Source organism: Marinobacter suaedae, assembly GCF_030519635.1.
GTDB lineage: Bacteria > Pseudomonadota > Gammaproteobacteria > Pseudomonadales > Oleiphilaceae > Marinobacter > Marinobacter suaedae.
Genome location: NZ_JAUMIS010000002.1, coordinates 1,351,162 through 1,370,368 on the forward strand (window position 1 = coordinate 1,351,162; position 19,207 = coordinate 1,370,368).

17 protein-coding genes and 1 tRNA gene are annotated in these 19,207 nt (G+C 56.7%); 4 read left to right on the top strand and 14 right to left on the bottom strand.

Annotated elements, in window-relative coordinates; all coding sequences use genetic code 11:
- Positions 1-22: 22 nt before the first annotated feature.
- The 3 genes from rpsF to rnr all read right to left on the bottom strand — a co-directional run bounded on the left by rpsF (position 23) and on the right by rnr (position 3,953).
- Positions 23-439, bottom strand: a complete 417-nt coding sequence (rpsF, locus tag QVZ43_RS15050) for a 30S ribosomal protein S6 (RefSeq protein WP_223792749.1) — start codon at positions 437-439, stop codon at positions 23-25.
- A 244-nt stretch (positions 440-683) separates the two neighbouring features.
- Positions 684-1,421: a 23S rRNA (guanosine(2251)-2'-O)-methyltransferase RlmB gene (gene rlmB / locus QVZ43_RS15055; protein WP_302910583.1), complete on the bottom strand. Its 738-nt coding sequence runs from the start codon at positions 1,419-1,421 to the stop codon at positions 684-686.
- Between the two features lie 15 nt (positions 1,422-1,436).
- Positions 1,437-3,953, bottom strand: a complete 2,517-nt coding sequence (gene rnr, locus QVZ43_RS15060) for a ribonuclease R (RefSeq protein ID WP_302910584.1) — start codon at positions 3,951-3,953, stop codon at positions 1,437-1,439.
- Positions 3,954-4,203: 250 nt separating this feature from the next.
- On the opposite strand from rnr, the gene QVZ43_RS15065 reads away from it, so the two are divergent.
- A tRNA-Leu gene (locus QVZ43_RS15065) sits at positions 4,204-4,290 on the top strand.
- A 125-nt stretch (positions 4,291-4,415) separates the two neighbouring features.
- Here the strand turns inward: QVZ43_RS15065 and QVZ43_RS15070 are convergent.
- The 4 genes from QVZ43_RS15070 to mpl form a co-directional block, all read right to left on the bottom strand.
- The gene (locus QVZ43_RS15070) at positions 4,416-6,326 is read right to left on the bottom strand and encodes a hypothetical protein (protein WP_302910585.1); all 1,911 of its coding nucleotides are present in this window, start codon (positions 6,324-6,326) and stop codon (positions 4,416-4,418) included.
- A gap of 313 nt (positions 6,327-6,639) precedes the next feature.
- The gene (locus QVZ43_RS15075; RefSeq protein ID WP_223792745.1) at positions 6,640-7,779 is read right to left on the bottom strand and encodes an acyl-CoA dehydrogenase family protein; all 1,140 of its coding nucleotides are present in this window, start codon (positions 7,777-7,779) and stop codon (positions 6,640-6,642) included.
- 122 nt (positions 7,780-7,901) lie between these two features.
- Positions 7,902-8,549, bottom strand: a complete 648-nt coding sequence (locus QVZ43_RS15080; protein ID WP_420890921.1) for a flavin prenyltransferase UbiX — start codon at positions 8,547-8,549, stop codon at positions 7,902-7,904.
- 16 nt (positions 8,550-8,565) lie between these two features.
- Positions 8,566-9,960, bottom strand: a complete 1,395-nt coding sequence (mpl, locus tag QVZ43_RS15085) for a UDP-N-acetylmuramate:L-alanyl-gamma-D-glutamyl-meso-diaminopimelate ligase (protein WP_223792743.1) — start codon at positions 9,958-9,960, stop codon at positions 8,566-8,568.
- A gap of 156 nt (positions 9,961-10,116) precedes the next feature.
- Between mpl and QVZ43_RS15090 the strand changes: the two genes are divergently transcribed.
- A complete protein-coding gene (locus tag QVZ43_RS15090) occupies positions 10,117-11,379 on the top strand; it encodes a 6-phosphofructokinase (protein ID WP_302910587.1) in 1,263 nt (420 codons plus the stop codon).
- Between the two features lie 65 nt (positions 11,380-11,444).
- On the opposite strand, the gene QVZ43_RS15095 is transcribed toward QVZ43_RS15090, so the two are convergent.
- On the bottom strand, positions 11,445-11,699 hold the full coding sequence (locus tag QVZ43_RS15095; RefSeq protein ID WP_302910588.1) for a GrxA family glutaredoxin: 255 nt from the start codon (positions 11,697-11,699) through the stop codon (positions 11,445-11,447).
- A gap of 268 nt (positions 11,700-11,967) precedes the next feature.
- Here QVZ43_RS15095 and QVZ43_RS15100 point away from each other — a divergent pair, with 268 nt between their 5' ends.
- Positions 11,968-12,402: a YqaA family protein gene (locus tag QVZ43_RS15100; protein ID WP_302910589.1), complete on the top strand. Its 435-nt coding sequence runs from the start codon at positions 11,968-11,970 to the stop codon at positions 12,400-12,402.
- Here QVZ43_RS15100 and QVZ43_RS15105 read toward each other — a convergent pair.
- Positions 12,351-13,790, bottom strand: a complete 1,440-nt coding sequence (locus QVZ43_RS15105) for an ABC1 kinase family protein (protein WP_302910590.1) — start codon at positions 13,788-13,790, stop codon at positions 12,351-12,353. The two genes, QVZ43_RS15100 and QVZ43_RS15105, sit on opposite strands and share 52 nt — an antisense overlap.
- Positions 13,791-14,045: 255 nt before the next feature.
- Between QVZ43_RS15105 and QVZ43_RS15110 the strand changes: the two genes are divergently transcribed.
- Complete coding sequence (locus tag QVZ43_RS15110) at positions 14,046-15,131, top strand: GGDEF domain-containing protein (RefSeq protein ID WP_302910591.1); 1,086 nt, start codon at positions 14,046-14,048, stop codon at positions 15,129-15,131.
- A 23-nt stretch (positions 15,132-15,154) separates the two neighbouring features.
- On the opposite strand, the gene lipB is transcribed toward QVZ43_RS15110, so the two are convergent.
- The 5 genes from lipB to QVZ43_RS15135 all read right to left on the bottom strand — a co-directional run bounded on the left by lipB (position 15,155) and on the right by QVZ43_RS15135 (position 19,166).
- The gene (gene lipB / locus QVZ43_RS15115) at positions 15,155-15,793 is read right to left on the bottom strand and encodes a lipoyl(octanoyl) transferase LipB (RefSeq protein WP_302910592.1); all 639 of its coding nucleotides are present in this window, start codon (positions 15,791-15,793) and stop codon (positions 15,155-15,157) included.
- A 50-nt stretch (positions 15,794-15,843) separates the two neighbouring features.
- Positions 15,844-16,611 (bottom strand): SDR family NAD(P)-dependent oxidoreductase, encoded by a 768-nt coding sequence (locus QVZ43_RS15120; protein WP_302910593.1) that lies wholly within the window; start codon positions 16,609-16,611, stop codon positions 15,844-15,846.
- 183 nt (positions 16,612-16,794) lie between these two features.
- Positions 16,795-17,064 carry an HP0495 family protein gene (locus QVZ43_RS15125; RefSeq protein ID WP_302910594.1) on the bottom strand — a complete coding sequence of 90 codons (270 nt, stop codon included), beginning with the start codon at positions 17,062-17,064 and terminating at the stop codon, positions 16,795-16,797.
- 33 nt (positions 17,065-17,097) lie between these two features.
- Positions 17,098-18,258 carry a D-alanyl-D-alanine carboxypeptidase family protein gene (locus QVZ43_RS15130; protein WP_223792734.1) on the bottom strand — a complete coding sequence of 387 codons (1,161 nt, stop codon included), beginning with the start codon at positions 18,256-18,258 and terminating at the stop codon, positions 17,098-17,100.
- A gap of 44 nt (positions 18,259-18,302) precedes the next feature.
- Positions 18,303-19,166, bottom strand: coding sequence for a septal ring lytic transglycosylase RlpA family protein (locus tag QVZ43_RS15135; protein WP_263282914.1), 864 nt, complete (start codon positions 19,164-19,166; stop codon positions 18,303-18,305).
- Positions 19,167-19,207: the final 41 nt, after the last annotated feature.

Sequence of the window (19,207 nt, forward strand, 5' to 3'; positions counted from 1 at the left end):
GTAACTCCTCAACTCCGATTAATTACTCTTCTTCGTCCTGGGTTTCAGCTTTACGGCGATCTTCGCCTTCAGCTGAACGACGCGGACGATCCTCTCCACCGCCACGACGGTCTTCACGGGACTCGGCAGCTTTCATCGGAGACAGGTCGGTAACTGCTTCATCACGACGCAGAATCAGGTCGCGGATGATGGCATCGTTGAACCGGAAGTTGTGAGTCAGCTCGTCCATAGCGGCCTTTGAACATTCAATGTTCATCAGCACGTAATGAGCTTTATGAATCTTGTTGATCGGGTAAGCCAGGTGACGACGGCCCCAATCTTCCAGGCGGTGAACCTGACCGCCATCTTCACTGATAATACTGGTGTAACGCTCGATCATCGCGGGCACCTGCTCGCTCTGATCCGGGTGCACCATAAATACGATTTCGTAGTGACGCATGAGTTCTCCCTACGGATTTAACAGCTTCCTTTTCGACCCACGGGCGAAGCCTGCGAGCCAAACATGAAAGCAAGGAGGAAACAGCCGGAGCTGTCAGTTTCAATTTTTTGCTTTCGGTTCAGCCTCATACGTACCGAGACTGACCGAAGGCGAGACGCGGAGTGCCTGTTATTCAGACAAAAACACGCCATCCCCAGAAAAAGGGGTGACGTATTCTAGGCACCCAAAGACAGATGTGCAAGCATTAACCAAGTCGCTGGCGTAGCGCTTCGTACAGGCAGACACCGGTAGCCACAGAGACGTTCAGGCTGTCTACATGGCCCAACATGGGGATATTGATCAGTTGATCACAATGCTCCCGCGTCAGCCGGCGCATACCCTTGCCCTCAGCCCCCATCACGAGCGCAACGGGACCCTTGAAATCAGCCTGATAGAGAGTCGCCTGAGCCTCCCCTGCGGTTCCGATCAGCCAAACCCCCTCGTCCTTTATAGTCCGCAGAAAACGGGCAAGGTTGGTCACCCGAACGAAGGGCACGGTCTCAGCCGCTCCGCACGCAACCTTACGCGCCACAGGTGTCAGCGAGGCAGACTTGTCTTTTGGAACAACAACTGCCTGAACCCCAACCGCGTCGGCCGTGCGCAGACAAGCCCCGAGATTGTGGGGATCCGTCACACCGTCCAGGACCAACAAAAAGGCCGGGGCATCGGCGGCGGAAAGCATCGAGAGCAGGTCATCTTCCGTCCACTCACGGCTCTCGCTCACCGCCGCAACAATGCCCTGGTGAACCCCGGACACCCTTTCATCCAGCTCTCTCCGGTGCACCACTTTCCAGGCAACACCCAGATCCTCCAGCGTCTCAGTAATCCGTCCGACGCGCTTGTCCTGCCTTCCGGTCTGGATCCAGACCCTTTGCAGCCTCTCGGGCTCTCTTTTAAGCACAGCTTCAACGGCGTGCCAGCCAAACACATAATCTTTCGACACGAGCTAAGGCCCCTGTTACTTGCTGGATTTTCTGGGGCGGCGCAGCCCGCCCGATGAGCGATCACCATCCCCTTTTTGTTTTTTTCCGGCCTCACGGGCCGCCTCGGCCACCAGGCGATCTTTGGCACTGCCGGCTTGTGGCTTGCGGCCGTCCTTGCGCGCTGACGCAGACTGCCCATTGGACGACGACTTCCGACGACCTGTTTTCTTGCCAGACGCTTTCTCAGCACGCTTCGATTTTTTACCGGCCTCACGCCGAGAAACCTCGAGGGCATCAAGATCTGCTCGACGGCGCCGCGGCTGACTGACCAGCTCCAGGTCGATCTTCCGATCCTCGAGATCCACTCGTACCACTTTAACCCGGACTTCGTCCCCCAACCGGAAGCTCACCGCTGTTCGCTCACCGATCAGCCGGTGTTTCGCCGAATCGTGATGGAAGTAATCACCACTGAGGGTGGAGACATGCACCAACCCCTCGATGTAGACATCGTTCAACTCCACGAAGAAGCCAAAGGGAACAACTGCCGCAATGATGCCATCAAATTCCTCACCGACGTGATCCCTGAGGAACTCACACTTCAACCACGCCATAACATCCCGGGTGGCATCGTCGGCCCGGCGCTCGGTCATGGAGGTGTGTTCACCCATCTGAACCATTTGCGCATGATCGTAGGGGTATTCAGCCAGTTCCGGATCCTGGTGGGGAGGCGTCACCACATCCTTGGTCACGTCCGGATTATGAATCCGCGACTTGATTGCCCGATGAACAATCAGATCCGGATAACGACGAATGGGCGAAGTGAAATGCGTATAGCTGGCAAAACCAAGCCCGAAGTGTCCGCTCTCGTCGGGACTGTACACAGCTTGACTGAGCGACCGGAGCATCACCGTCTGTATGACGTGGGCATCCGGGCGATCAGCCACCTGAGCAAGGAGGGCCTGATAATCGGCGGAGGTCGGCTTGTCACCACCCCCAAGGAACAAGCCAAGTTCCCCCAGGAAAAGGCGCAGAGCCATCAGGCGATCTTCCGAAGGACCATCGTGCACCCGATAGAGCGCCGGCATTTTGTGCTTTTTCAGGAATCGGGCCGTCGCTACATTGGCGCACAGCATGCACTCTTCGACAATCTTGTGAGCATCGTTGCGATGGATCGGCACGATCTCTTCAATTTTGCGCTGGGCATCAAACACGACCCGGGTTTCCGTCGTCTCAAAATCAATGGCACCACGCTCTGTTCGAGCCTTACGCAACAACTTGTAGAGGGCGTAAAGGTTATGCAGATGCGGCAACAGATCCGCATACTGCTCCGCCAACCGGTAGCCAGGTTCAGAATCCGGCCGCTCCAGCATGTCGCTGACCTTGGTATAGGTCAGCCTCGCATGGCTGCGCATGACGGCCTGATAGAAGGTGTAACCGCTGATACTACCGGCTGCACTGATGGTCATATCCGCCACCATGCACAAACGGTCCACGTCCGGATTCAGCGAACACAGCCCGTTCGACAGTTTCTCCGGCAGCATGGGCACCACGTGATCCGGAAAATACACCGAGTTACCACGGCGCACGGCCTCGTCATCCAGCGGCGAGCCGGGGCGGACATAGTGCGATACGTCCGCTATGGCCACTACCAGGCGGTAACCACCCCGAGGGCGAGACTCACAGTAAATGGCGTCGTCAAAATCGCGAGCTGTTTCAGCGTCGATGGTCACAAGAGGCAGGTCACGAATATCGACACGATTGGCCTTATCCTTCTCCTGGACCTCATCAGGAATGGCCGCAACCTGATCTCCGAGTGCCTGGGACCAGGCATGTGGGATATCGTAAGACCGGATGGCCACATCGATTTCCATGCCCGGTGCCATGTGCTCACCCAGGACCTCAACCACCTTACCGGTCGGCTGACGCCTTATCGTGGGCTGACGCAGGATCTCAACCACCACATACTGACCGTGCCTGGCGTTGCCGGCACTCTCATCCGGCACCAGAACCTCTTGGTTTATGCGGCTGTTTTCCGGAACCACGAAATTGATGCCACTCTCTTTGAAGAAGCGACCGACCGTCTGCTGGGTACGATGCTCCAGTACCTCAACAATCACGCCCTCCCGGCGCCCCCGGTCATCCACCCGATCAACCCGGGCTGCGACCCGGTCGCCATGAAAGACTTGCCGCATTTGACGGGCAGTAAGAAAAAGATCACTTCCGCCGTCATCCGGGGACAAAAAGCCGAAACCGTCCTTGTGGCCGATGATTTTCCCGGTCACCAGATCCGCTTCTTCAATGGGCAAGTAAGCGCCGCGTCGGTTGCAGATCAACTGGCCATCACGACACATGGCAATCAAACGACGGCGCAGCGCCTCAATGCCATCTGCAGACGCTTGTCCTAACTCTGAACACAACGTCTCGTGAGTCGCAGGAGCCCCCCGGTCCTTGAGATGGGCGAGGATAAATTCACGACTCTGGATAGGGTTGTCGTACTTCTGCGCCTCACGACTTGCGTGAGGGTCACTTACATTTTTCTTCCTGGAAACCATTCGAATCCTTGTTGAAAGCGGCACGGATGTGTCGTATGGCGTGAAGTATAACGCTGGTAACGCCTCCCTGCCCAACAAGGACTTACCACGGCATAAAACAGGGAGTATTAGCTTGAGAAAATTTTTCCCAAAAAATGTTTGACAGGTTTTGAGGGAATCATTAAAGTACGCGCCATCGGTTGAGGGGCACTCCTCAACAGCGGCAGACGAGCGAGGTTTTCAACAAACCGAGCGGCTCTGCAAATCACCTGCCGAGGTGGTGAAATTGGTAGACACGCTAGCTTCAGGTGCTAGTGGGGGCAACCCCGTGGAGGTTCAAGTCCTCTCCTCGGCACCATTTCTTTCCTCAAGAAATGGCGATATTCCTAAACTTCCCTTAAAGATTAATCACTCATCAAGTATTGACCTTATCTGTTCTGCTTGCGCGTCTTAAATAGGCGGGAGAAAGTGACGGGGCGCCGTCTATTGCAGCCGTCCTATCAGGTGGTCTGATAGTCTTTGATAGGAATATCTAACCGAAGCAAACAGCCCACTGCTAGCCGGCTCAAACACACGACTGCAGCCCTTAACCCCTGCATACCTAAGCAACTCAGCTTTGGCAATCAGATTGGGCTGTTCCGGCACAAAGCCTGGACCTTCGACAGCTTCATAAAACATTTGCCACTCAAAACCACTGTCCACATTCACATTGGGCAACCCAGCCATATCTTGGTCGAGAAACCCAAATCTTAGTAAGCGCTGGACACCAAAGCTATCCGAGGGCAGATCAATCCCGAATGAGCGTACATCAAGTTCAGAGACTGCATTGTCGAGACTGCCTGAACTCGTGGTGAAGGCGTACGGTTGATAAGCACTGACGAGGTGACTTGCCCCAGCATCGGATTCCGCTGGAGGTGGACAAGCCGAAACGCCACCCACGAAGTCTAGGGATGCGATGTCGCCATCACTATCCGAGAGAGAAAACCCGGAAAGTGCATGCACAGCCGACGATGAATTGGTGACATATTCCCTGGTGAAGAGCGAATCGTTTGCCCCCCGCATCTGCGAAACCAACTTCACCTCGCCACCAATAAATTCCCAGATATAGGTGACTTCCGGCACACCACCAAGCTCTGAACCAGCCTCAATGCCGAGGTTCTGGTGACACGTCGTCGCGCTATCGAACAAGATTCGCTGATTATCCCAGTCAAACTCAAGACGCTCATCGACTTCGCGATCATTGTTGAACTGCATCAAGCTCTCATTGAACGCAAGCGAGACTGAAGGCATCCACTGAGTATCCAACTCCGCCATATATCCGTTGTGTTTTACTAAGCGCGCCAATTCAGCCATGGAGGGAACGATACATCCGTCGACGTCCACCGATTGAATCCGGCCATCTTCACTATAAAAGAAAGTGAGCTGTGCAGATTCATCCAGACTCGATCCTGATATGGGCAAATTGCTCTGAGAACTGGGGTAGGCATAAATCCGTTGGCCGGTCACCAAAACCGGATCATTCAGATCAATGGAGGCACCGGGAAGACTAAGCGCCTTTATATCGACATTCGGATACCCACCCTGCAACGCGGCATTATCCACCAGATCAACGAGTGTGCTGGCGTATTTAACCAATGAAATACCAAGGAGGTGAGCCGCTTCCTCGCTTAAAAAGCGCTCGGTTCCATTGGCATTTGCCTGCTCCAGAACGCCGCTGTAGCTTTCGGGAAACTGGCTCGCCAAAAACCGTGCAAAAGTCTGAGCATAAGCATGCGCTTGTTCATCCCCTGCCTGAATATAATCACGGACCAAGTTAAGACTAGAGAGCCCTTCAGGCAGACTGCTGCCTGAAAAATCGGGCAAGAAAAACATTCTTCGAAAACGCGCCAACATGCTCAAGGGGGTAACATTACGGACTCCGGGGGCAGCCGATAGCATATAGGCGCCCTCCACCGGAACGTCCCCGCTATGGGCTTCCTCCAGGGTTTTACCGGGCAAAATCAGCGCAAACAAAGGGTAATCCCTCGGATCAAGATTCGGCCCTACGTCTGCAGAAATCTCAAACTCTGAGATATCCAGGGAGAACCTGCCGCCAGCCCCACTCATAGCTGTTGGCTCGCCCGATTCCAGCACTACCTCATTGCCGTTATCCAGAGTGATAAGCATCGGCCCCGATGTGTACTGACTGTCACCATCCATATCCAGCCAAACCCGGGCATTTTTTAGGTAACCATCAATGACCCGCCCAGTGTATGGAGCCAATTCCGCATACCTATCTCCATCAAACTCCCGCCCATCCACAGGCGATACAGCGGACTCTTCGCCGCAACCAGCGAGAGCGAGGGCAATTACAGGGACAGAGAGAGAAGGAAAGCGTTTCATTGCGGCAACCATTTATCCTTTTTAGAGGTTGTGCCGCTACTTTAGGTGAAGTGGGTACCGGAGACCTTGACTGGTTTGGCAAATTGTAAACTTAAGTATCAGAGGTGTTATTTTCGACCGTGGTAGCGCGACGCCTCCGGTGGATGAAGATGTTTCCTTCAGATAGGGCCGTTCGCGCATCTCTCAGAAAAGACCTCAAGGTCAGGGATGTCCCCTTGAGGTCAGAGGGCCAGGCAATACTCAGCTTCCTCAGAGACGCTTTTCTGAAATCTGCAGAGAGTGCCCCGGAATAGATGGTTAAAACTTTTCCCTGAAGTGGCCACTCTCAAAAGGAGCGAGCCACAATCTCCTTCATGATTTCATTGGTGCCGGCATAAATACGCTGCACCCGGGAATCCGCCCAGGCCCGGGCAATGGGGTATTCCCACATATAGCCATAGCCGCCATGGAGTTGGACACACTCGTCCATCACACGGCATTGCAGATCTGTGGTGTGTTGCTTGAGCATGGCAGCCGTCGGGATATCCAGCTTCTTGTCCAGATGCAGCTCAAGGCACCGGTCAGTAAAGACCCGGGCAGCAGTGATTTCCGCCTTCAGCTCCGCCAGCTTGAAGCGCGTGTTCTGGAATGCGATCACGGGCTTTTCGAACGCCTTGCGCTCTTTCACGTAATCCAGCGTCCACTGCCATGCAGCCTCGGCCGCCGCCACCGCCGCAATGGCTACCTGCAGACGCTCGGCGGGGAGTTCCTGCATGAGCTGAAAGAAGCCCTGCCCTTCCATCGGGCCCAGCAAGTGAGTTAACGGCACGCTCACGTCCTGGAAGAACAGCTCGGAGGTGTCCTGCGCTTTCATCCCTACTTTCTGCAGATTCTGTCCTTTTTCGAACCCATCCCATTCGGATTCAACGAGCAGCAGACTGATGCCCTTGGCGCCTTCACGCGGATCGGTTTTAGCCACTACGATGACCAGATCGGCCAGCTGTCCGTTGGTAATAAAGGTCTTGGAACCGTTGAGGATGTATTCATCACCCTGTTTTACCGCTGTCGTTTTGATGCCTTGCAGATCGGACCCGGCGCCCGGCTCCGTCATTGCGATGGCGGTGATCATCTCGCCGGAAACCAGCTTGGGGAGGTAGTGCTTTTTCTGATCTTCAGTGCCGTGATTGAGAATATAGGGCGCCACGATGTCTGAATGAAGGCCCCAGCCAATACCGGACAATCCGGCTCGCGAGACTTCCTCCATGACCACAGCACTGTACCGGAAATCCGCGCCGACACCGCCATATTCCTCCGGAATCGTGGGGCACAGGAACCCGAGTTCTCCGGCCTTGTGCCAGAGCTCACGGCTGACCTGCCCATCCTTTTCCCACTGCTCGTGGTAGGGCGCGGCTTCCTGCTCAAGGAATTTTCGGACAGAATCCCGGAAACTCTCCAGATCGGCATCGAAAAGGGTGCGTGGAATCATGTGGAACCTCGGTACTTGGCCAGTGTTGTGTTTATATGGCACCAAGTCTCGGCCGAGGGGGCTCAGGTCTCAATGGTGAAAACCATCAATCGGGCTGACCAAAAGCATCGCTGCCGCCCGAATCAGCTGTCCCGTTTGCGCTCCGCACGTGCTTCACCCCAGCGGGGCATCAGGGTTTGGGGAACATCAAGATGATCCAGAAGTCGGGCCACGACAAAGTCGACCAGGTCCTGGACTGATTCAGGTTTGTGATAGAACCCCGGACTGGCCGGCAAGATCACCGCACCCATGCGGGTGAGCTTGAGCATGTTTTCCAGGTGAACTTCCGAGTAAGGCGCTTCCCGGGGAACCAGAATCAGAGGCCGGCGCTCTTTCAGCGCCACGTCCCCTGCCCGTTCGATGAGATTGTTGCTGGCACCGGTCGCCAGAGCAGACAGCGTACCGGTGCTGCAGGGACAGACAATCATCGGCGCCTTTTCACCGGAACCCGACGCCGGCGGCGCAAACCAGTCTTCCCGACCGAACACCAACACTTGCCCGGACTCGGCTCCGGCCCATTCGGCGAGGGCCGCCTGCATGGCCGGAGGTGTGCCCGGGAGCTTGAGGTCGGTTTCAGTGGCGATCACCACCTGTGCCGCCCGGCTCACCATCACGTTGACCCGGCAACCGGCCGCCACCAGACACTCCAGCAGCCGCAACCCGTACTGGGCTCCGGACGCTCCCGTTATCGCCAGATTGATCGTTCGAACCTGTTCAGACATCCCGTTCATCCCCGTTCCTGCGATCTCAGCCAAGACGACGCTTCAGCTCGCCCACCAATTTGCCGTGAATTCCGCCAAAGCCACCGTTACTCATGATGACGATGTGACAAGGCCCTGACAGATCTGCAAGCGCCTGATCAATCAATCCCTCCACGGTGGATTCAACGCGATGCTGGTCTGACGTTGCTCCGGCAGCGCACCACTCCGACACCAGCGTTTCCAGCCAGTCCATGTCGTTGAGATTCGCCCACAACACCTGATCGGCGGCCGCGGCGCTCGGCAACAAGGTTTGCTGGTGAACCCCCTGCTTCATGGTATTGGAACGGGGCTCGATGAGCGCCACGATGGGCTCCTCGCCCACCTGCGCACGCAGCCCTTCGAGCGTGGTGGCTATCGCGGTGGGGTGATGAGCGAAATCATCGTAGACGCGCACACCTCCAACATCCGCCAGGAGCTCCATGCGTCGCTTAACGCCGGAGAATCGACACAAGGCAGCCACCGCATGATCCGGAGTCACGCCCACATGCCGCGCTGCCGCGATCGCCGCCAGCGCATTACGCACATTGTGCATGCCGGTTTGCGGCCAGTTGACCGTTGCGACCGGCTGCTCATGATGTATCACCATGAACCGGCTCCCGTCTTCTGACAACAGCTCGGCACGCCAGTCCGAGGCCCGGGAAATCTCACTGCCGATGGCCGTATCCTGCACCGGGCTCCAGCAGCCCATCGCGAGGGCGTTATCGAGGTGCTCGTCCACTGCGGGGCGAACAATCAACCCTTTGGAGGGTACGGTGCGGACCAGGTGGTGGAACTGCCGCTCGATGGCTTCCACGTTGTCAAAAATGTCCGCATGATCGAATTCCAGATTGTTCAGAATCAGGGTATGCGGTCGGTAGTGAACAAACTTGGAACGCTTATCGAAAAACGCACTGTCGTATTCATCGGCTTCAATGACGAAAAAATCGCTTTTGCCCAGCCGGGCCGACACCGGAAAGTCTTTGGGCACACCACCAACGAGGTATCCCGGCTCGAATCCTGCCTGCTCCAGTATCCACAAGAGCATGGAGGTTGTAGTTGTCTTGCCATGGGTGCCCGCCACCGCCAGAACCCAGCGATGACGCAGGACCTCACGAGCCAGCCATTCTGGTCCGGACATGTAATCGATATTCTGGTTGAGCACCGCCTCAACCTCGGCGTTACCCCGGGACATGGCATTGCCAATCAGCACCAGATCCGGCTTCGGTTCCAGGTGATCGGCACTATACCCTTCCATCAGCTCGATTCCCTGTGCCTCAAGCTGGGTGCTCATGGGCGGGTAGACCCCCTGATCCGAACCGGTGACCGTATGCCCCAGCTCTCGGGCCAGGACAGCCAGACTCCCCATAAAGGTGCCGCAGATGCCCAGAATATGAATATGCATGCCAGAATACTTCCTTAGTCTTAAAGTCCGACAAGACTCCCGTATCCGTTCCACCCCGTCAAGAGCCGCGCCATCCGCAATCCTGCTCATGAAAATCGGCGCCTTTTGGCGTATCATCTGCGCGATTATCGAACCAGCAGGAGGCTTCAGCCCAAGATGGCCATCAAGAATGCATTCTACGCTCAGTCTGGCGGTGTGACCGCCGTCATCAACGCCAGTGCCTGTGGCGTCATTGAGACCGCCCGCAAACATCCGGACAAGATTGGTAAGGTGTTCGCCGGTCGCAATGGCATTCTGGGTGCGCTTAAGGAAGAGCTGATTGATACCAGCCTGGAGAGCGACGACGCGATTCACGAGCTGATTCATACACCGGGCGGCGCCTTTGGCTCATGCCGCTACAAGCTCAAGAACATCTCCGAGAATCGCCGTGAATACGAGCGCCTGATCGAAGTCTTCCGTGCTCACGACATTGGCTATTTCTTCTATAACGGCGGCGGCGACTCCCAGGACACCGCGTATAAGGTGTCCCAGCTCGCCGACAAGATGGGCTACCCGATTACCTGTATTGGTGTGCCCAAAACCGTCGACAACGACCTGCCGTTTACCGACTGCTGTCCGGGCTTTGGTTCCGTGGCCAAGTACATCGCCACCTCCACCCTGGAAGCCAGCCTGGACATCAAGTCCATGTGCGAGACATCCACCAAGGTATTCATCCTGGAAGTGATGGGCCGTCACGCTGGCTGGATCGCAGCAGCAGGTGGCCTGGCAGGCCAGCGTGAAGGCGAACCCCCTCACATCATCCTGTTCCCGGAAATTCCGTTCGATCGCGAAGCCTTCCTGGCTCGCGTTGACCACTGCGTCAAAGAATATGGCTACTGCGTCATCGTGGCATCCGAAGGCGCCCAGTACGAAGACGGTCGCTTCCTCGCGGACGCCGGTGCCAAGGATGCCTTCGGCCACACACAGCTGGGTGGCGTCGCGCCGGCGCTGGCCAACATGGTAAAGCAGGCACTTGGCCACAAATACCACTGGGCCGTCGCAGACTACCTGCAACGTAGCGCCCGCCACATTGCCTCCGGCACCGACGTTGAGCAGGCCTATGCGGTAGGAAAGGCGGCCGTAGAAATGGCCGTTAGCGGCAAGCAGGCGGTTATGCCAACCATCGTTCGCGAGCAGGGTGGACCCTACAGGTGGAAGATTGGTGAAGCGCCCCTGAGCGAAGTCGCCAACCAAGAGAAAAAGATGCCTATCCACTACATCACGGATGACGGCTTCGGCATCACTCAGGACTGCCGTGAATACCTCTCCCCACTGATTGCCGGTGAAAGTTTCCCGCCGTTTGATAACGGCCTGCCACGAGTCGCCAAGCTGAAAAATCAGCTGGTGGACAAGAAGCTGAAAACCGACTTCGAGATTTAATCCGCTCCAAAAAAACGCCCGGCCTGAGAGCCGGGCGTTTTTTATTAGTGCACAAATTCAAATGCTCAAGTTGCCAGCGCTGCTTCATTCTCACGAACAAAGGCGAAGAAATCATCGCACCCGCCGATGTACCGGTCTCCCACCAGAATTTGCGGTACCGTGTAAACCGGTCGACCGATCTTTGCTGCGATATCTTCCTTAGTCAGACCCTCTTCCATCATATCCACCCAGGTGAATGGCAGCCCCTTGGCTTCACACAGGCCTCTCGCCCTCAGGCAGAAACCGCAACTGGCACGGCCGTAGATCGTAACCTGATCCATAACTCACTCCTGCGCATCAGAGTTACTGATGCATGCTAATAATTGATGGCGGAATGATCTCACGACTAAGAAATTTTGAAAATTGAGGCTTTAAATGACAGCCATAGGGCGGAGCCATGGATGACGGACTTTCGCCCCTGTAACGGACGGCCCAGATTGGCCTCAGCGCGATCACAAAGACAAAGAGTTTGAATTGGAGGGAGAGCTGTCTCATCGTATGAGATAACTTTCGTGAAGAAATTTGAAATCTTCCCTCAAGGAGACCCGATTGGCGTATTTAACGCTTTTCCTGACGGCCTTTGCCGCTGCCACCCTTCTCCCTGCGTACTCTGAAATTCTGTTAGGCACACTCGTCAGTCAGGGACTGTCGTACTGGTGGCTCTGGTTCTGGGCCACGCTCGGCAATACCCTGGGCTCCGTGGTTAACGGGGTTATCGGCAGGCAAGTGGATCGCTTTAAGGAAAAACGCTGGTTTCCCATTACTGAACAGCAGTTGGAACAGGCGCGGGCGCGCTTCAACCGCTATGGTCAGTGGTCCCTGCTGCTGGGCTGGCTGCCACTGGGCGGGGATGCACTGACACTGGTGGGCGGCATTATGCGCGTGCCGTGGCTCAATTTCGTCATTCTGGTGGGCATCGGCAAAGGCCTGCGCTACGCCTTTGTGCTCTGGCTGGTTGCCGAAGCGTCATCGGCCGGATCCTGATACAGATATTTGCGCAGCAAATGTTCGCCATTGAATTCCGAGTGCAGGACGGCAATGAAGGTGTAGACGCCAATCAGTTTGCGGTTCAGGAACACAAATTCTTTTGGCGGTACCCGGAAATAGCGGCTGATGGCTGATCGAGCCGCACGGCGGGCGACCCTTGATGGCAAGTCACTCTGTTTCCAGCGGTACTCTCCCTGCCCGTTGACCGCGTAGTCGGGCCATTCGTTGTGGTCGGGCGCCAGCGGCTCCAGCACCGACATACAGACCGACCCGAATGTTTCCAGCACCTCCTCTGGCCAGTCCCGGCTCATGAAGCGAAGTTTCACGCCCCCGTCGATGACGGCATCCAGATCGTTCTCGTAGGAGGCCCGAATCATCTGGCGCACCGGATCAAGGAACTCATCGGTATAGGACTGCACTGCACCGAAATCCAGCAGGACGACACGGTCGTAACCCGGGTCGTCACCGTCCTCGCCGGCGAAACGGATCCGGTAATTGCCAAAGTTGGGATCGGTCTGGATCTCGCCCCAGACAAACAGCTCCCGAAAGAACAGCTCCAGCGCGGCCTTGCCCAGCGCACTCCGCCGCTCCAGAGGCAAGTCCCTGACGGGCTTCGAGTTGAGCGAGTGGCCATGCTCGAAGGTGGATGCAATGATGTGGGCGGTCGAGTACTCCTGCAACACACGCGGTACGATGAAGCGCGGGTCGGACGACAGCATCTTTCGGAATTTCTCGGTGGTTCTGGCTTCCAGGCGATAGTCCACCTCGCGGTGCATCATCTCCCGGACCTCTTCCAGCCAATCATTGAACTCGGGCCCCATGCTGACCAGCCGGGCCACTTTCAAGAGCTGGGCGACGGCATTCAGATCACTGTCCACGGCATCCGCCACACCCGGATACTGGACTTTCAGTACCAGCTCCAGACCATCGCTGCGACGGACCGCCCGGTGCACCTGTCCCAGTGACGCAGCTCCGATCGGATCGGGATCCACGTCCAGTTCGGCCAGTCTATCGTTTCCCAATTCATCCTTGAGAACCTTCTCAATAGCAGGCCACTCCAGCGATGTCGTTTGATCTTCCAGCGTGTGCAGAGCTTCTGTGACTTCCTCCGGCAGGAAGTGCTCACCATACAACGCCATAACCTGACCGATCTTGACCACACTGCCCTTCAGCTGCCCAAGTTCGTGCACCAGGAAACGGGCCTGGTTCGACAGCATCGCGCGGTGCTTCTCTTCCCGCTTTTCCTTACTGCCTATCCAGTTGGTGGCCATATGCGAGGCCAAGCGTGTACCAGCGAAAAGACCAGCCCTCGTCAGGCTGAGCCTGCGCTCGAAGCTGCCGGTTTTGATGCGGGAGACAGATTTTCCTGAACGTCTGGATGACATGGGCGACCTATCCGGTTCCGAGAATTTTGCCGTTCACGACGGCTTGGACCATTATACGAATAGCTGCGCGGCGTAACCTAACCCGTCCGCCAGCAGCACAACGGCCTCCAGGCCAATGCGCCTGCAGTGCCGAAACGATAGACCTGTGTATTGGTTACAGTTTACGCGTGCATTACGGTTCTGGCCCAGCTTAGCGCTTCAGAACCGAGACAACGAGCGGTTACCAGGCAAATGACAAAAACAACAAGACAAATCATGAACAGAGACACACCAACGACGCCCGATACAGGCGAATGTCGGGTTCCGGGCGAAATCCCGGTACCGATCCTGATCAATTGGCTGACGGCTGCCGCCATTCCGCTGCTCGTGTTCTTTGCCTGGCGCTCTGGACTTCAAGGTGACTGGATCACCTCGCCGCTGCTACTCACAGTGGCAGTTCTGCTCGCTTTCAATAGTGTCCTGTACTGGACGCTCGAGAACATCACCCTGCTCCGTCGCGGCTTCCTCATCCTGATTACCGTGTTATTCACATACCTGGCCGTGCAGGGGCCGGAAAATGGCGCGGCGATCCTCTGGCTGTTTGCCTACCCCCCCATTGTCTTTTACATTCACGATGCCCGGACCGGTGTCATTGCCTGTGCAGGTGGTTTTATTGGCCTGGTGTTGCTATTCAGTCCCGTCGGTGACGCCCTGTTTGCCCCTGCCCATGACCCGAGCTTCCGGCTGCTGATGCTTGCTGCGCTGGGGTTCGAGATGTTCACCTGTTTCGTACTGGACCAGAGTCGTCGCCGGGCCCGGCAGGAGCTGATCAGCCTGGCATCGAAGTTTGAATATGCGGCCAAGCACGACACCCTCACCGGCCTCGCCAACCGCCGGGAAGCCGTAGCGCAACTGGAGCAGGAATTCGCCCGTTATCGACGGAACGCCCGCACGTTCGCCATCCTGCTCATGGACATCGACCTGTTCAAATCGGTGAACGATACCCATGGTCACCATATCGGCGATCAGGTGATTGTCTTGGTGGCCCAGACCCTGCGTGATCAGTGCCGCAAGATCGACACCATGGCCCGTTGGGGTGGCGAGGAATATCTGGTGGTGTTGCCGGAAACGGAAACCGGGGAAGCCCTTCAGATGGCCGAACGTATTCGCAAGCAGATTGCGACCTCATCCGTCGATGTGGATGGTCAACCAGTGGCGGCCACGATCAGCGTTGGCGTGGCCAGCATTCATCCGTCGGAGTCCATTGACGGCCTCCTGCAGCGCGCCGACGAGGCCCTGTACAAGGCAAAATCACTGGGACGAAACCGGGTCTGCGCCCACGAGGCCGAAGCCCCCGCCTGACATCTAGCAGGCGGGACCAGGACCTACCAGCCCTCCCGGTGCTCAACCTCTGATGCGCCCAGTCCCTCGCACAAATGCGCGACCAGCCGCCTTTCGAGATCAGCCACCGTGGCACCCGGAACAGAGTCCCTAACCTGGCTCATGGGCATACCAGCGTAGCCACAGGGGTTGATTCGGGCAAAGGGTTCCAGGTCCATATCCACGTTCAAAGCCAGTCCATGGAAGGAACATCCCCGTCGAACCCTCAGACCAAGCGAAGCGATCTTGGCATCACCGGTGTAGACCCCGGGTGCATCCGGTCGGGGTGCTGACTCGATATCCAGCTCAGCAAGTGTTCGTACGAGCGCCTGCTCAATCTTGTCCACCAGTGCGCGAACCCCGAGCTTGCGCCGGCTCAGGTCGATCAAAAGGTAAATGACCAGTTGGCCGGGGCCGTGATAGGTCACCTGCCCGCCCCGGTCGACCTGGACGACCGGAATATCGCCCGGTGCCAGGATGTGCTCAGCCTTACCCGCCTGCCCCTGGGTATAGACGGGCGGATGCTCGAGGCACCAGAGCTCATCCACAGTACTGTCGTCGCGATCCGCCGTGAATGACTTCATGGCTTCCCAGGTTTCCAGATAGGGCTGTTGCCCAAGGGAACGAACAATCAGATTCTTCATATCGTGATGAAAACAACAGCCCTCCGGATAGATACTCTTGCTGGGAACGCCTAGGAGCCCAGCAATGGAAATTTGAAATTTTCAAAACCGTCGGAAGCGTAAACGGTGCAACCATTGATGCAGTTGGCCTCATCACTGACCAGGAACGCAACCACATTGGCGATTTCCTCAGGCTGAGTAAACGTCTGGCGCATCTGCTCCCGACGGATATGGTCCCACAGCCCAAGCTCTTCGTATTTGCGCAGCAACGGCGTATCCACTCGCCCTGGTGCAACCGCACACACCCGGATGCCCGCCGGACCAAGCTCCAATGCGGCGCACTTGGTCATCATGTCTACGGCGGCTTTACTGACGTTATACGTAAAGGTCAATTCGGACGCCATATGACCATAGACCGAGGAAGTGTTAAGAATGACACCTCCGGTTCCCTGGGTCCTGAATTGCCGTGCGCCCGCCAGAATGCCGTAATACACGCCCTTCTGATTTACCGCCGTCACGCCCTCAAAATCCGCAATGGGGTCGTGATCAAGCAACGGCTTCGGAACACCGATTCCCGCATTGTTGATGACGATGTCCAGATGCCCGAACCGTTCTGCCGCCCGAGCCATCATTCCGGCAACCTGATCGTAGTCGGTCACATCCACGACCACCGTATCCACCGCATCGCCATGTTCTGCCTTTACTGCCGCCAGCCCTTCCTCTGACAGGTCAACCGCCAGTACCTTGCCGCCCTCACTGACCAGCTTTTTCAGAATTTCCAGGCCTATTCCACCGCAGGCGCCGGTCAGAACCGCAACTTTTCCATTCAGTCTGTCCATCTTACTCTCCTAAAATACCAACTGAGTTTTGCTCAACCATCAATGTAGGCGGCAACCTGGCCTCTGAACAGGAATGGTAGTGACAGGGAAGAATGTCGCAGATCAGTGAAAACAGCCGGACCAGAAACCATTGTGCCTCTGGCCCGGGCAACAGGCGGAAGTTATTGGAGACGCAAAGCGCCCTCAAAGCACCATATGTACGCGGCCACTGGCCTTGAGTTCCTCAAACAGCGCTTTGAGTTGGGGCTCGCCGGTGGCGACGATCTTCAACTGGACCGATGAAAATCGGCCCTTGCTGCTCTCGTTGACTGAAATACGGGATTCGTCGATACCGGGTGCGTGACGCTCGACCACTTCGACCACAAAGTCGGTGAAATCCGGCGCGGCGTTTCCAATGACCTTGATGACATAGTCACAGGGAAACTCGATTTTTGGTGCTTTCGGCTCACTCATGCCGTGATACTCCCCAGGGGACGCTGGTCACCCTCACTGAAATAACTGGAAGAAGAAGAGCTTGATGGCGTCCCAGATGCGTTTGATAAAACCACCTTCCGGCACATCGGTCAGCGCCAGCACCGGCTGATCCACCAACACTTCTCCTTCAAGGGCTACCCGGACACGGCCAAGCTCGTCTCCCGCCTTAATGGGGGCCTTGATGACAGAATCCAAGTCCACGGTGGACTCAAGGTTGCCGCGGGAACCTCTCGGAATGGTGACAAAGGCGTCCTCAATCAAACCAACCGACAACTGGTCAGACTGACCACCCCAGACCCGGGCTTCCATGAGCTCCTGGCCGGCACTGAACAGACGCTCGCTTTCGTAATAGCGGAAGCCGAAATTGAGCATCTTCTGGACTTCCTGGGCGCGGGCTTCGGCACTGCTGGTACCCATCACCACGGCGATAAACCGGGTATCGTTGCGCTTGGCTGAGGCCACGAGACAGTAACCCGCTTCTTCCGTATGACCGGTTTTCAGGCCATCCACGCTGTCATCACGCCACAGCAGGCTGTTCCGGTTGGGCTGGCGAATGTTGTTGTAGGTGAACTGTTTTTCAGCGTAGATCGGGTAGTTTTCCGGGTAATCGTTAATGATTGCCTTGGCGAGCAATGCCAGGTCGTAAGCCGTGGAGTAATGGTCTTCCGCCGGCAAACCGGTGGCGTTGGCAAAACTGGTGTCCTTCATGCCCAGCAGTTGGGCCTGCTGGTTCATGATATCGACGAAGGCCCCTTCACTGCCGGCGACGAACTCCGCCAGCGCCACTGAAGCATCGTTGCCAGACTGAATAATGACGCCCTTGAGCAGGGTTTCCACCGGTACGCTGGTACCTTCACGCACGAAAGTACGAGATCCCTCGGTCTTCCACGCCCGAACACTGATCGGCACCATATCGGACATACTGATCCGGCCCTCGTCCAGCTCCCGCTCGACGATGTACGCGGTCATCATCTTGGTCAGGCTGGCCGGTGGCAGTCGTTCATGGCTGTTTTCCTCCATGATGATCTGACCACTTTTCGGATCCATGAGTACGTAGGAGCTGCCGGCAATCTGGGGCGGCGATGGGATCAGCACGGCCTGGGCCAATGCGTTGCCCGAAAGCAGCAGAATAAGGATCACGGAAAAAGAATGAAGCAATCGTTTAAGGGCCATGAGTCTTTTCGTTCGTCGTCAGGTGTGTTTCGTGGAATTCGAAATCAGTGATGATCAGTCAGTACGATGGTCTGTGAAAACCCGCGGTCTTCCAGCAGACTCTGTGTCCGGCGGGCGCTGTCTTCATCGATAAACGGGCCTACCTGCACCCGGTGGAAACGTCCGGCGCCGGTGTCAATCGAACGAACCCGCATCGGGTCCTGGAGTACGGCGCGCGCCTGCCCGAGAAGCCGCTCGGCCGGATCCCGGCTGCTGAACGAACCCAGCTGGACAAACAACGCCTGGTTGGCTGAGCCGACCAGTCCACCGGCCGCAACGGGGTTATCCGCGGGTCGTACGTTGTCTCCGGGCACAAACGGCTGGCCCGCGAGGAACATGGAACCATCAGGCCGGACCGTAATGGCTGCCACTTCAACCCGTGCGGTGCCCCGGGCCTGGTATCCCAGTTTCTTCGCCGCAGCGTAGGACAGATCAATCAGCCGATCACCGTGAAAAGGGCCGCGGTCATTCACACGAACAATGACCGAACGTCCGTTGTCCAGGTTCGTTACGCGCGCATAACTCGGAATTCTCAGGGACTTATGCGCTGCTGTCATGGTGTACATGTCAAAAACCTCGCCGTTCGAGGTCTTGTGACCGTGAAATTTTTCTCCATACCAACTGGCCGTTCCGCGGGCTACATAGCCGTCGTTACTGCCAAGCACATTGTACTGTTTGCCCCAGACGGTGTAGGGAGATTTATTGCCCGCCCGCCTTGGTTTCTCATACATCGGACGGGCATCCACCAGCCCTGAGGCATCGAAATTGCCTGCCGGTGCGCGGTCCTGAGTCAGGGTATAGCGTGATGAATGGTCAGTTTTCGGTGCCGAACCACATCCGCCCAGCACCAACGCACTCACCACAAACATACATGAAAACAGGAGCCTGTTGTTCACCGTCCGGATTTCCT

Bases quoted from the DNA above. Each gene is read 5' to 3' on its own strand.
- rpsF (WP_223792749.1), bottom strand. From the start codon at position 439: ATGCGTCACTACGAAATCGTATTTATGGTGCACCCGGATCAGAGCGAG.
- rnr (WP_302910584.1), bottom strand. From the start codon at position 3,953: ATGGTTTCCAGGAAGAAAAATGTAAGTGACCCTCACGCAAGTCGTGAG.
- QVZ43_RS15070 (WP_302910585.1), bottom strand. From the start codon at position 6,326: ATGGTTGCCGCAATGAAACGCTTTCCTTCTCTCTCTGTCCCTGTAATT.
- QVZ43_RS15075 (WP_223792745.1), bottom strand. From the start codon at position 7,779: ATGATTCCACGCACCCTTTTCGATGCCGATCTGGAGAGTTTCCGGGAT.
- QVZ43_RS15080 (WP_420890921.1), bottom strand. From the start codon at position 8,549: ATGAACGGGATGTCTGAACAGGTTCGAACGATCAATCTGGCGATAACG.
- mpl (WP_223792743.1), bottom strand. From the start codon at position 9,960: ATGCATATTCATATTCTGGGCATCTGCGGCACCTTTATGGGGAGTCTG.
- QVZ43_RS15090 (WP_302910587.1), top strand. From the start codon at position 10,117: ATGGCCATCAAGAATGCATTCTACGCTCAGTCTGGCGGTGTGACCGCC.
- QVZ43_RS15095 (WP_302910588.1), bottom strand. From the start codon at position 11,699: ATGGATCAGGTTACGATCTACGGCCGTGCCAGTTGCGGTTTCTGCCTG.
- QVZ43_RS15105 (WP_302910590.1), bottom strand. From the start codon at position 13,790: ATGTCATCCAGACGTTCAGGAAAATCTGTCTCCCGCATCAAAACCGGC.
- QVZ43_RS15110 (WP_302910591.1), top strand. From the start codon at position 14,046: ATGAACAGAGACACACCAACGACGCCCGATACAGGCGAATGTCGGGTT.
- lipB (WP_302910592.1), bottom strand. From the start codon at position 15,793: ATGAAGAATCTGATTGTTCGTTCCCTTGGGCAACAGCCCTATCTGGAA.
- QVZ43_RS15120 (WP_302910593.1), bottom strand. From the start codon at position 16,611: ATGGACAGACTGAATGGAAAAGTTGCGGTTCTGACCGGCGCCTGCGGT.
- QVZ43_RS15125 (WP_302910594.1), bottom strand. From the start codon at position 17,064: ATGAGTGAGCCGAAAGCACCAAAAATCGAGTTTCCCTGTGACTATGTC.
- QVZ43_RS15130 (WP_223792734.1), bottom strand. From the start codon at position 18,258: ATGGCCCTTAAACGATTGCTTCATTCTTTTTCCGTGATCCTTATTCTG.
- QVZ43_RS15135 (WP_263282914.1), bottom strand. From the start codon at position 19,166: ATGTTTGTGGTGAGTGCGTTGGTGCTGGGCGGATGTGGTTCGGCACCG.